The 13874-nt window shown below is 45.7% G+C and carries 6 protein-coding genes; all 6 read left to right on the top strand.

The window, feature by feature from the left end; all coding sequences use genetic code 11:
- The first annotated feature begins 209 nt into the window (after positions 1-209).
- The 6 genes from H8B17_RS04060 (at position 210) to H8B17_RS04085 (ending at position 13804) form a co-directional block, all read left to right on the top strand.
- Positions 210-3269, top strand: coding sequence for a SusC/RagA family TonB-linked outer membrane protein (locus H8B17_RS04060; protein ID WP_190307859.1), 3060 nt, complete (start codon positions 210-212; stop codon positions 3267-3269).
- A 19-nt stretch (positions 3270-3288) separates the two neighbouring features.
- Positions 3289-4839, top strand: coding sequence for a RagB/SusD family nutrient uptake outer membrane protein (locus tag H8B17_RS04065; RefSeq protein WP_190307860.1), 1551 nt, complete (start codon positions 3289-3291; stop codon positions 4837-4839).
- A gap of 22 nt (positions 4840-4861) precedes the next feature.
- Positions 4862-6904: a glycoside hydrolase family 16 protein gene (locus H8B17_RS20565; protein WP_223816355.1), complete on the top strand. Its 2043-nt coding sequence runs from the start codon at positions 4862-4864 to the stop codon at positions 6902-6904.
- A 202-nt stretch (positions 6905-7106) separates the two neighbouring features.
- Positions 7107-10190, top strand: a complete 3084-nt coding sequence (locus H8B17_RS04075; protein ID WP_190307861.1) for a SusC/RagA family TonB-linked outer membrane protein — start codon at positions 7107-7109, stop codon at positions 10188-10190.
- A gap of 12 nt (positions 10191-10202) precedes the next feature.
- Positions 10203-11768: a SusD/RagB family nutrient-binding outer membrane lipoprotein gene (locus H8B17_RS04080; protein WP_223816356.1), complete on the top strand. Its 1566-nt coding sequence runs from the start codon at positions 10203-10205 to the stop codon at positions 11766-11768.
- The gene (locus tag H8B17_RS04085; RefSeq protein WP_190307862.1) at positions 11750-13804 is read left to right on the top strand and encodes an alpha/beta hydrolase family protein; all 2055 of its coding nucleotides are present in this window, start codon (positions 11750-11752) and stop codon (positions 13802-13804) included. The genes H8B17_RS04080 and H8B17_RS04085 overlap by 19 nt, the downstream gene beginning before the upstream one ends.
- Positions 13805-13874 lie beyond the last annotated feature (70 nt).

The raw sequence follows: 13874 nt of genomic DNA on the forward strand, positions 1-13874 counted from the left end.
AAAACCAGTGTGTTGTGTGATTTGTGTAGGGTATTTGTAGGGGTGTTTTCGTGTTGTTTTAGGCTTCCAAACGCCTATTGTAGTAGTAATTGTAGTCTCAAAAAAAATATACTTTTCCAATTCGAAACCTATTTTTGGATGACGTTCTCTTCACTAGGGAGAATAATAGCGAACTAAAATTTATAAACCATGTTAAACAAATTCAACTTATGAGGATTAGAATTTTACATGCATGCATGGTGCTGTGTATGTGCTTTTCTGTTATAGAACTTGCCGCACAGACTTTGCAAGTACGGGGGCGGGTGACGTCGGCCGTAGATCAGGAACCCTTGGCAGGTGTTACTGTAACTGTTCAAGGGCGTAACATGGCAACAAGTACGGATCAATCCGGACAGTATGCCTTGGAGATAACTGGAGATAGAGCTACGCTGGTATTCACCCAGATGGGGATGCTATCTAGCCAGCTGGTGGTAACGCAGACAGGTGTTTATGACATCCAACTGCAGGAAGGTATGGACGAACTGGAAGAAGTTATCGTCGTGGGATACGGCACGCAGCGTAAAGGTGACCTGACGGCTCCTATAGCTACTGTTGATATGGAGGAAATGGGTAAGCGCACGGTATCTAATCCCATGGAAGCATTGCAAGGTGCTGTGACGGGGGTGCAGATTGTCAATTCGGGTACCCCGGGAACAACACCTACGGTTCGGATAAGAGGCGTAGGGTCCTTCAATAATGAAAGCCCACTTTATGTGGTGGATGGAATGTTCATGGATAATATCGACTTCCTGAATCCGAACGATATTGCAGAGATGTCGGTACTGAAAGATGCTTCCGGAGCTGCCATATATGGTGTGCGGGCAGCGAACGGTGTAATTTTGGTGACCACCAAGAAAGGAAAACTGAATATGAAACCACGGGTAACATATAATGGTTACGTTGGCTTCCAGTCGCCGACCAACTTATTAAAGATGGCTAACGCGCACGATTATGCCGCTTACGCGATTGCAACCGGAAATGAAGCTTTTGTGAATAGTTCGGTCAGTAAATTTGGCGGCACAGTCGAAAATCCGGGTATGGATACAGACTGGTATAAAGAATTGTTACGTTCCAAGGCATTACTGACTAACCATAATATCGATATACAAGGTGGCGCCGAAAAAATCACCTATACATTCGGCGTAAACTACTTGGATCAGGATGGGATTATGGATGCTAAAAATAGTCACCGTAAGTATAATATTCGGATGCAGACAGAGGCACATGTCACCGATTGGTTGAAACTTGGTTTTACGGCGCACTTCAATAATTTCCATAACCATTCACCGGATAATGCGGCTTTTCGCCAGGCTTACTTTGCCTCCCCACTCTACCCGGTATACGACCCCTCCTTAGAACTGGCTAAACCGGAAAAATTTGGATCCAGCACGGTCATTGGTATGCCTTCCAGCTTCTGGTTTGCGAACCCTGTCGCCACGGCATATTATAGAAACGACCAGACGAAAGGATTCCAGATATTGCCAAGCGCGTATGCAGAGATCCAATTGTGGAAAGACAAATTGACGTTTCGTACACAATGGAGCCAACGTTATCACTCTACGCACAATATCAACTATCAGCCGGTCTATTATATTGACAACGATCAGCGCAACAATAACTCGTTTCTGCGCTCTGCCCAGGAACGTAGTACAAATTATATCTTCGATAATTTGCTGACCTATAAAGACGGGAACGAAAAACACCATTGGTCGGTACTTTTGGGACAATCGACACGGGAGGACCGCTGGCGACAAACGTGGGTACAGGCGAACGATGTTCCCGAATCGGAAGAGTTCTGGTATATCGGCGTCGGCGCCCAGGGAACGGCATCGGCAACGGGATATGGAGAGGGTGGTTTTCGGAACGCAGGAATTTCATACTTTACCCGCGGTACGTATGACTATGACAATAAGTATTTGCTGACTGCTACCTTCCGTGCCGACGGAAGCTCCAAGTACCAGACCAAATGGGGGTATTTCCCCTCTGTAGGTTTGGGCTGGGTGCTGAGTCGAGAGAAATTCATGGAAAACCAAACGCTTTTCAATCAATTAAAAATCCGCGGAAGTTGGGGTAAATTGGGTAATGACGGTATTCAGCCGAATGCCGGTTATGCAACGGTTTTTTCGGGAAATAATTATTCCGGAATATTTGGAAGTATAGGCACCACGAATGGTAGCCGTATTCCGGGGTACCGCATGAGTAAATTTTTTACGCATGTCCGCTGGGAAGTGGTGGAAGAATGGGATGGAGGTCTCGATTTTACGTTGTTGAACAACCGCCTGAGCGGAACGGTGGATTACTATCATCGGAAAACGAATGATTTGGCTTTTGAGCGTCCGATTCCGTTCTCTTGGGATCGCGTGTATGGCAACTGGGGGAGCGTTACCAACAGTGGATGGGAAATCGGTCTTCAATGGAAAGATAAAAAGGGTGACCTCGGCTATGCTATCGGTGGAAACCTGACGACACTGAAAAACCGAGTTAATGACCTTGGTGGGCTTGAAAGTATTTTGAATGGTTTCCCCGAGTGGTCAGCTGAATTTCCTTCCCGGATTGAACTTAACCAACCAATTAACTTCTACTATGGTTATGAGGTGGAGGGCGTTTATCAAAATCAGACACAGATCGAAGCCGATCCAATCGCAAAGACGTATAACACACAAAATCCGGACAATCCTATTCTCCCAGGGTATCTGAAATACAAAGATCAAAATCAAAATGGTGAACTGGACGAAGATGACCGTGTCAACCTTGGGAATTACTTACCTCAACTGACATATGGCTTCAACCTCGCAATGGATTATAAGAAGTTTGATTTCAGTATCGCACTTCAAGGGGTTGCTGGCAATAAGATTCATAACTTGAACCGGGCTATGCGTCGGAAATATAGCCAGATGAATGCGGATGCTGCTTTTATAAAAGATCTCTGGACAGGCGAGGGGACAAGCAATTCTTCTCCTTCGGCACAAGGTTCAGTGGCACCTTGGAACTTACAGGCAAGTTCTTTTTTTGTAGAAAGTGGTGCTTACCTGCGTATACAGAATATACAACTAGGGTATCATGTGGATCTGGCAAAAGGAATCCCTGCCCGACTATATGTGACGGCAGACAGACCATTCATCTTCACCAAGTATAACGGGTTTACGCCCGAAGTCGCGGATATGGGATTTGATGCGAATGTTTATCCTATCGCGTCTTCTTATAGTTTAGGTGTACAGGTATCTTTCTAATTTATTAATGATTAAAAATATGAACACAGTGAAATATATCTTGTTAGCGGCTTGTATGACAAGTAGCTTTTCTTTCGTCGGGTGTAGCAAATTTCTGGATAAACCCTTGGAGAACCAGCAACGTTCGGAAGAAATCGATTATACCAACACAGCGCAGATGTATGCGCCGGTGTCGGGCGTATACCGTTCGGCAGCAGACGATAACCTCGTTCACTGGATAGACCTTTCTATCCGTTGCGTTCGGGATGATGATTATCAGCAAGGGGCCCCAACGCCAAATGACAATCCGGAGTTGATGGCTATTAAAAATTTCCAGCGTGACGTGACCGTACAATCCTACTGGGGGCTTAACCAGTCTTGGAATAGCTACTATGGGTTGGTTATTGCTGCCAATAATGCTTTGGTTGAACTGGATCAGTTCGCCGAGCATATTTCGGAAACAAATACCGAGGATCTCGCCCGTAATAGGCAGTATAAAGCTGAAGTCCGTTTTTTGAGAGCTTATGCTCATTTGATGGCATCCCGCCTTTTTGGTGATGTGCCTATCCTGACAGATAGCGAAGATATCGGTAGTCTAGCGACGATTGGTAAAAGTACAAAGGACGCCGTGCGGGAGTTTATCATTGCTGAAATGAATGCCTGTGTGCCAGATCTGGAAGATGCCCGTCCGAACCAATCGGAACATACGGGGGCCATTACGCGCTATTCGGCGTTACTGCTCAAAGCGAAAGCTGCAGCTGACTTGGCTGGGAATGATAACAGTAGCTCCTATTGGGATGATGTGCTTGATGCAACAAATCAGATTATCAACAGCAATAAATTTTCCTTGTATCAGGACCTATACGAGCTGTTTAAGATCAAGGGTAAGCTCGCAGATGAATCTTTATTTGAGTTACAATACTCCGACTTTGGTCTAGGAACAGGTGATATTGTGCGTCCTGGGGTAGACTGGGGAACATTTTTTAGATGGCAGGGGCCTCCGGGAGATCAGAAGGGAAGTCCAATATCTGGTGCAGGTTGGGTGCCTCCATCACAGAATATAGTGGATTTCCTCACTGCGCGAGGTGATGACGAGCGGTTGAAAGCAACGATCCAGTATTGTGGCGAAGATGGAAATCCGGCTACTTTTGCCACCACACCCAGTGGAGATGAGGTTTATGGAAATGAGTTTGGTGTCAAATATTTCAATGGGAAGGCTTACTTACCGAAATCGGATATGACACCGGGCCGTATGGAATACGGGGCGAATAATAATGTCCGTATCCTGCGTTATGCCGATGCGCTGTTGCTAAATGCCGAAGCAAAGGTTCGGAAAGGACAGAATGGTGATGAACCTTTCCGCCTGGTTCGTGAGCGCGCCAAATTGGATCCGATTTCCAATGTGACGCTGGATCAGATCCTCGACGAAAGACGTGCGGAGTTCGCTTGCGAATGGTGGGGCGAACGTTTCAACGATTTGGTTCGTACGGGTAAAGCGAAGGATGTCTTCGGGGCTAAATTTGTGCCCGGTACGAGTGAATTTATCCCCATTCCACAGACACAGATAGATGCTAACCCCAATTTAAGATAAAACTTTAAAATTTAGATGCTCCATGATGCTATTCAGAACACTATTATATGTGCTACTTTCTCTGGGAATTTCGACCGTTTTCGCACAGAAGAATAAACCCATCAAAACGACGGTTGTACAACATAAGGACGGCTATACTTTGATGAGAGGCGGAAAGCCCTATTTTATAAACGGTGCTGGCGGAAGTCAGTATATGGAACGCTTAAAAGCTTACGGTGGGAACTCGATACGGACGTGGAGTCCACACGATGCAGGCCGAATTCTGGATGAGGCGTATGATTTAGGGCTGACGGTTACATTAGGACTCTCGATACAAACCGAACGTCACGGTTTTGATTATAATAATGCAGAAGCAGTGGCGCAGCAATTAGAAGCGACCCGTGCAGTTATCTTGGCATACAAAGATCATCCTGCACTTCTGGCTTGGGGTATTGGTAATGAATTGAACCTGCATTATAGCAATCCGAACGTTTGGAATGCGGTCAACGATATCGCCAGCATGATCCATCAAGTGGATGGAAACCATCTGGTGACAACCATGTTAGCTGGTGTGAATAAAAAGGAAATCGACTATATCAAGGAACGATGTCCAGCGCTAGATTTAATTGCGGTACAGGTGTACGGCAGCCTCGCCTCCGTACCTCAGCAAATCAAGGATGTGGGTTGGGACAAAGCATACATGGTTACCGAATGGGGTCCGACCGGGCACTGGGAAGTCGTCTCGACGCCTTGGGGCGCAGCGATAGAGGAAACAAGCAGCGCGAAAGCGACGGTATACAAAAATCGCTATCAAGCCTCCATCGCAAAAGATCAATCATGCTTGGGGTCCTATGTTTTCCTCTGGGGACAAAAACAAGAACGGACGCCCACCTGGTACGGGCTTTTTACTGAAAGCGGAGAGGAGAACGAAGTTGTCGATGTGATGCAGTATCTCTGGTCGGGCAATTGGCCGGCAAATAGAGCACCCCATCTGAAAGCGTTGACATTAGATGGTAAGCAAGCGTCCGATTTCCCGGTTGTTGAACCCGGAAAAAGTTATGCGATCGCTGCTTCTGTAACGGATCCAGACGGCGATAAGCTGGTGGTGCGGTGGGAACTTTTGGAAGAAAGCACAGATTTGAAAGAAGGCGGGGATCGTGAAGAACGTCCGGCCGCACTGCCGGGGTTGGTAACAGAGGAAGATGCGATGCAAACAATGTTGACGGCTCCTAAACAGGCGGGCGCCTATCGTCTTTTTGTCTATGTGGCAGACGGGAATAATAATGTCGCAACGGCTAATATTCCTTTTTATGTTACATCTGCTGTTGATACATTTGCTTCACAAACATATCGTTTTACAGAGCATCCTGTGTGGGCAGATGAGTTTGATTACGAAGGGCTTCCTGATACAGATAAATGGAGCTACGATATAGGAGGGAGCGGCTGGGGAAATAATGAGTTGCAATATTATACAGAAGCGCGTCCGGAAAATGTACACGTGGCAGACGGCCTATTAACCATTACCGCCCGTAAAGAAGCATATGAAGGCAGCGAATACACGTCCACACGCTTGATAAGTAAAGGAAAAGGCGATTTTCTGTATGGTCGGTTTGAAGTGAAAGCCAAAGTGCCGCAAGGCCGTGGAACGTGGCCTGCTGCTTGGATGTTGCCTAGCGATTGGGCTTATGGAGATTGGCCGGCGTCGGGAGAGATTGATATTCTCGAACATGTCGGGTATGATCGGGATGTCGTGCACATCAGTGTGCATACCGAAGATTATAATCATTCCATCGGTACCCAAAAGACCGCTTTTAGAAAAATACAGCATGCCACGACCGAGTTTCATACCTTCCGCGTAGATTGGACACCCCAATATATCCGTGGCTTTGTAGATGATGTTCAACTGTTCAATTTCCCGAATGAGGGCAAAGGATATCAAGTGTGGCCTTTTGATAAGAAGTTTCATTGGCTGTTGAATCTGGCTGTCGGTGGTAATTGGGGAGGCCAACAGGGTATAGATGGGGAAGCTTTTCCTGCACAGTTACAGATAGATTACGTTCGCGTATATGATTTGCTGAATCCGTAAGGATACGGCTTGTATTGAAAATTTTGCCCCTTTTTTCTCTTTTGGAAAAGGGGCTTTTTTCGTTGTGTATTTTTTACATTTCCGATAACGCTACCGGTATTTTAGTTGGGGAAACAGTTGGAATATAAACGTATATGGTATTTCTTTGAGTAATTAAATTTTGACAAAATACAGGAGTCAAAATACGTAAACCCAAAATATTATGATACACAAACATCACCTTAGACAAGTATTTTTAACAGGGATTGTGTTTCTTTATCTCTGTTTCGGAGTAACAGTTGTTTGGGGGCAACAAACAAGCACAAGAACAATTACGGTAATAGAAGGTAGCCAGCAGACCACTTTACCGGGAGCTACGATCGTTAACCTTGCCACCCAGCAGTCTACAGCAACAGACGAAACTGGAATTGCTCATCTGGAAGCCTCCGCCGGAGACGAGCTTCGCGTAACATTAGTGGGGTACGTGGGGCAAACACTAACCATTGGAAATGAAAACACGATCGAATTTATCCTTCTCCCCGAAGAGCAGAATATCAAAGAGGTCGTGGTAACGGCCTTGGGTATTAAGCGGGAAACAAGAGGTTTAACCTACGCGACGCAGCAGCTTTCTGCGGACGCCGTAAATGATGCCCGGGATAATAGTGGGAACATCATGAGTAGCCTAAATGGAAAAGTAGCCGGTGCAGTTGTTACCACGGCATCATCAGGTCCCGGTGCTGCGGCACGTGTTGTGTTGCGGGGGAATAAATCGATATCGGGGAACAATAATGCATTGGTTGTTGTAGACGGTGTTCCCTATGATAATTCGGCTGGGACACAAGCTACAGGCACGACACCTAATTATGGTACGAGTGACGGTGCAGCGAATATCAATCCGGACGATATTGAATCGATCAACATTTTGAAGGGGCCTTCCGCAGCAGCGTTGTATGGAAGCCGGGCAGCGAATGGTGCTATTATCATTACGACCAAGCAGGGCCGGGAGGGGAATTATCGTATTGAATATAATGGGAGTGCCGCCATAGATCAGGTGAATATGTTGACCCGTTTCCAAGATACATATGGAAGAGGAAATGGCGGTGTAGCGGGAACGAATATTGGCGAAAGCTGGGGTGAGCAAGGTACCACTTATAGTCATAATGTACGTGATTTCTTTCAAAACTCGTCTACATTTAACAACAGTATCAGTACCTACGGAGGAACTGAGAAAGTACAGGGGTATATGTCTTATTCCAATAACAAAATAGGCGGTATTTTTCAAGGTAATGACCTTAAACGAAACAGTCTGAACTTACGACTAAATACCGAATTTATTCCGGGATTAAAAACGGATGTCAAGCTGAACTACGTCAACCAGCAAGTGGATAATCGACCTCGCTTGGGCGATATGGGAATCCCGATCGAAGCGTATATCATGCCAAGGGATATGGACCAGGCGGAGCTAAAAGATTTTGAAACAATCAATCCCGTTAATGGAGAGCCAACCCGTAAATATTGGTCTGGATCGGCTATTTACGACAATCCGTATTGGAGCTTGAACCGTACCTCTGTAAACGAGGTGCGTGACCGGATAACGGCGTTGGGGTCGGTATCCTATCAATTGACGGATTGGCTGAACGTCTTGGGACGTTATTCTTTCGATAAATATAGAGATGTGGCAGATGGCTCATTTTACAACAGTACGGTTTCGCTGGGCGATGTACGAGAAGGCGGAAAGTATTATGAAACGCATACGGGACATTCGGAACAGAACTTTGATTTCCTATTGAATGGTGAAAATAAGCTAAGCGACAATATTCAGTTGAACTATAATGTGGGGACAAGTTTTTTAAAAAGAACCCATAATACTTTTCAAAATATGGCGAATGGGTTGACCATTCCCAATCAATTCTCTTTCCGGATGGCTACCACACCTGAGTTTTTAAATATAGCACGTTACGAACGGCGATTAAACTCGGTATATGGTAGCGCACAACTGGGGTTCTACGACAATGTTTTCTTAGATCTGACAGCGCGTAACGACTGGTCGTCGACCTTGCCGTCATCGTATAGCTTTTTCTACCCATCGGCAGGTCTGTCGGTTGTGTTTAATGAATGGCTAAAGATGCCCAGCTGGGTGACCTTTGGTAAAGCAAGAGTGTCTTATACGCAAGTGGGTAATGATGCAGAACCCTATTTACTGAACCAGCTATACCAATTCGGTCTTGGCGCAGGTAAGGGGTTTGTATCTCGTAATCCAACCAAAGCTATTCCCGATCTGAAGCCGGAGTTGACAAAATCATTTGAAGCGGGCTTGGATATGCGTTTCTTCGATAGTCGCTTGACGTTTGATGCTACCTATTATAAAAGTAATTCAGAAAACCAGCTGATGTATTTAGCACTACCGATGGCTAGTGGATTTAGTCGGGAGTATATCAATGCGGGAAATATAGAGAATAAAGGACTGGAAGTTCAATTAACCGCTATACCGGTGAGAAACGACGTTTTTAATTGGACGACGAATGTAAATTTTGCAACCAATACAAATACGGTTGTAGAACTACATGAGAAAACCAAGCGGGCGAACATAACGGATAACACGAAATACGCGACTGTCGTGGTCAATGAGGGGGGGAAATACGGGGATTTGTACGGCCATGTTTGGAAAAAGGATGCTAGTGGTCAATATATTGTGGATGCGAAGGGATTACCCGTAGTAGAGGCAAACAAAAAACTAGGGAATTTTAACCCGAAGGCCTTGTTGGGCTGGGGAAATACATTTACCTATGGGAATATATCGTTGCGCACGCTGATTGATGCCCGTATCGGCGGTGAAATCGTATCGGGAACGGCTGCATACCTAGCGGCATTTGGAGTCGCTGACTTTACAGAAACGCATCGCGAAGGCAACTGGGTCATTCCCGGCGTATTAGAGGACGGAACAGCGAATAGCACAGCGATAACGGCACAGGAATTTTGGACAACCGTAGGACAGAATGGTCGGGATGCGTGGGGACAGTTTTTTACGTACGATATGACCAATGTTCGTTTCCGCGAATTGGCGATAAGCTACAAGTTTAATGTAGAATCTTGGAAAGGTATACAAGCGGCACAGGTCTCTCTAACAGGGCGTAATTTGTTTTTCTTTTACCGAGGTAAATCTACATTAGATATACCGGGATTGGGTAAAATTAAAAATCCGATAGATCCAGAAGGTGCATTAGGAGCAGGTAATTATCAAGGGGTAGAGGTCGGGTTGCCGCCGACGGTGCGTACCTATGGTTTGAACGTAAAGGTTACATTTTAAATTTCAGAAATCATGAAAAGATTATTTATATATAGTGCGATAGTTGTTTTTGGCTTGGGATCGTGCACGAAGGATTTCGACGAATTGAATACCGATCCCGACAACCTGACTGAGGTAGGAGCAAGGGAGCGGCCTTTTATGTTTGCAAAAGCACAATCTTCCTCCGCTATGAATCGTTCATTTTATCAGACTGTTCAAAATTTGGGCCCCGACCTTTATGCACAATATTTTGCACTGACGACAACTTCGTTCAGAACGGATCGTTATGCATTGACACCCGATTGGCAACGCCGGTTCTGGACCGTGGTATATGTGGATACCGCGCCGCAATTGAAAAGTATCATGGATAATGTAGAGGAGGACAGCGGGGAAGGAGCTTTGGCAAATATCCTATGGGTCTATGCTTTTCACCGTCTGACTGATCAATTTGGGCCAATTCCCTATTTTCAAGCGGCGGAGCCGATTGACGTGATTCCATATGATCCTATGGATAAAATCTACGATGATTTCTTTGTCCGATTGACGAAAGCGGTAGAGGCGCTAAAGGCACTTCCGGCAGGAACCACGGTATATCAGGGTTATGATTTGATGTATGATGGCAACTTGGATAACTGGATCCGGTTTGCCAATTCGCTCCGCTTGCGGCTAGCCTTGCGGATTTCGAAAGTTGACCCAGAAAGAGCGAAGACAGAAGCAGAGGCTGCCGTGGCTTCCGGCGTGATGGAAGACAATGGACACAACGCATCGCTGGCGAAAGCTTTAGAGGGGAATGATACCAACGGTTTAGCACAAGTAGCGATGTGGAACGAATTTGCGATGAGCTCGACCATCGCTTCCTACCTCAAAGGTTATGAAGACCCTCGTTTAGGCATTTATTTTCAACCTAGCGCAAATGGCGATCAATTTAATAGTCTGCGTAATGGGATAACAACAACAGACTTGGGCGTATCCAGAAACCAAGCGAATGCGAATTCCAATGTAGGGGAATACTGGGTAGCTTATAGCGGATCAACTGAAGCGGACAATCTGGTGATAGAGGGAAACTTGACCCAACGACAACAGGTGATGTGTGCTGCGGAATCGTATTTTTTGCGGGCCGAAGGAGCATTGAATGGTTGGAATATGGGGGCAGATGCAAAAAGTCTGTATGAAGATGGAATAAGGATGAGTTTAGCGCAGTGGGAGGTGCGAGATGAAGATGCGATTGCTGTCTACCTGACCACAACGAATACACCCGTTGCTCCGGGCGACTACCATGAGTCGCCAGCGGTAGCGAGTACACCTGTTATTTGGGCAGCGACGGAAGCAACGCAGCGGGAACAAATTGGCGTACAGAAATGGTTGGCCATATTCCCCGATGGTATGGAGGCTTGGACAGAATTTAGACGTTCCGGTTTTCCTAAAATGTACGATTTAATCCAGTCCGAAAATGCAGATTTACCTATAGGCACTTTTATTAAAAGAATGCCTTTCCCATTAACGGAAGAAACAAGCAATATGGAAGAGTTAACGAAAGGACGTGCCTTGTTAGGTGGAGAGGACAATGCAGCAACAACATTATGGTGGGATATAGATTGATGCATTATACCTATATCGTGGTGATCATCATTCTTCAATCGACTATGTTAAAATTGTCTCAAGCACAGCAAGTTGATTCGTTACCTAACGTTTTAGGCGTTTCAGAAATACTGGATCCGACCAAAAGCTGGGTGATGGATCATGTTCAGGACTTAGCCATAGACAGAAACGCTCGCCAGCACCCGCTCGACATACCCGGATGGATCCGCAAAAATTTAAATCTGGATATGGTACAGATCGGGGACTTGGATATGCAAATTGTCAAAACCATGGAGTTTGATGATTGGGTAGTGCATAATATAGTGTTTCAAAGCCAACGGGGCGTATACGTGCCGGCAAACCTATATGTGCCGAAAGGCAAGGGGCCTTTCCCCGCCGTCATTAATAGCCATGGTCATTGGCCCGGAGCAAAAAAAGGTCAAATCGTACAGCAGACAGCGCAATTGTTGGCCCGAAATGGTTATGTATGCTTGAATATGGATGCTTGGGGAGCAGGCGAAAGGGGATCTAATCACACCCATGAATATCATGGCGCAAGTCTTGGATCATCACTTTTGGACGCAGGTATCCCATTGATGGGTATGCAGTTGATCGATAACCAAAGGGGAATCGATTTATTGCAATCGCTTCCCTATGTTGATCCCAATAGAATTGGTGCAACGGGAGCGAGTGGTGGTGGAAACCAAACCTGGTGGTTGACCGCACTGGATGAACGGATAAAAGCTGCGGTTCCCGTAGTAAGCGTGGGGACGTTTGAATCTTATATCATGAACAGCAATTGCGTGTGTGAACTTCATCCTAGCGGCCTTGTCAGCATGGAGAAAGCGGATATCATGGCATCGATAGCGCCGCGAGCTGTTAAAATAATTACGGCACTACAAGATGGAAATGCGGCCTTTAATGTGCAGGAGATGCTAAAGACTTATGATAAAGCCAAAAAGCGCTATAATGCCATGGAATGTAGTGATCATTTTGTATATGAATTGTTCGACGAAAAGCATGATTATACAGTGGAAATGCAACGTCGTATGCTGGATTGGTTTAATCAATATTTGAAAGAAGGAGCGACGGATTCCACGGATGTGCCTTTTTATCCACTGGACGAAAAGGTCCTGACGGTCGGAGTCTCCCCCGAGCTGAAAAATAAAATTACCACGACAGTCTCCTACGTAAGCGCACGGGAGAAACGTATGCAAGAAGCCCTATCGGAAGCAAATACCATCAACCCGGATGCAAAAATCCGAGAATTAAAAAATCTCTTGTTAAATTATCAGGAATTAGCTGTCCAACACGTCGAAAAACTCCCCATGCAATCGGGGTATGAACGTGTTATTCTGACGTCAACCGATCGGAGACTTATTCCGCTTTTGATGAAAGATGACCCGATTGGACAGAAAACATTGCATGTTGTATTTCCCTCGAAGGGCGTGGCTTCTATTGCAGTAGATAGTGTTGTAAGATGGTGCGCCAATGGAGGTGGTGTCGTGATGGTGGATTTATTTGGATTGGGAGAGCGAAGCTCAAAACAGGGCGACGATATCGACGGGCGTTTACCTCGTTTCCACACGCTATCGAGATCACTGTTATGGATGGGAGAAAGTATGATGGCTACCTGGGCCTCTGAAATAGGGTTGGTCTTGACATTTTTGAAAGAGCGATTCCCTGATCGAGAGATTCGCGTCGTTGCCGATAGAGAAACCGCTATAGCTGGTCTAATTTATAGCGTACTGGATCAATACCATGCCCCCTTTTTACTAACGGATATGCCCGTAAGTTACGTGCCGGACTATGAGACGAATAGGGATGAAAGTGGCGTAAATATGGCGGTACATATACCTGGGATTATTCCTTGGGGCGACATCACCGGATTAGTCGGTCTTAGTCCTGCAGAAGTAACTATAGAAAATGTTACCGGAATGTCGGGGAGGAGGGTTGGGAAGTCAGACATGATGGAGTTTGCTAAAAAAATGGAGCAAATAAGGGCAAAGCTAGGGAATACTAGTAAAATTCATTTTAACACCGAACAACAACTTTAACACATCAATAACCGAGTGAAACGAGCTCATTGATACAATAGAAAACTTTAACACATCAATATATAAAACA

Origin of the sequence: Sphingobacterium arenae (genome assembly GCF_014692505.1) — a bacterium.
GTDB classification, from domain to species: domain Bacteria; phylum Bacteroidota; class Bacteroidia; order Sphingobacteriales; family Sphingobacteriaceae; genus Sphingobacterium; species Sphingobacterium arenae.

Coding starts and splice junctions, on each gene's coding strand:
- H8B17_RS04060 (WP_190307859.1), top strand. CDS start 210: ATGAGGATTAGAATTTTACATGCATGCATGGTGCTGTGTATGTGCTTT.
- H8B17_RS04065 (WP_190307860.1), top strand. CDS start 3,289: ATGAACACAGTGAAATATATCTTGTTAGCGGCTTGTATGACAAGTAGC.
- H8B17_RS20565 (WP_223816355.1), top strand. CDS start 4,862: ATGATGCTATTCAGAACACTATTATATGTGCTACTTTCTCTGGGAATT.
- H8B17_RS04075 (WP_190307861.1), top strand. CDS start 7,107: ATGATACACAAACATCACCTTAGACAAGTATTTTTAACAGGGATTGTG.
- H8B17_RS04080 (WP_223816356.1), top strand. CDS start 10,203: ATGAAAAGATTATTTATATATAGTGCGATAGTTGTTTTTGGCTTGGGA.
- H8B17_RS04085 (WP_190307862.1), top strand. CDS start 11,750: ATGGTGGGATATAGATTGATGCATTATACCTATATCGTGGTGATCATC.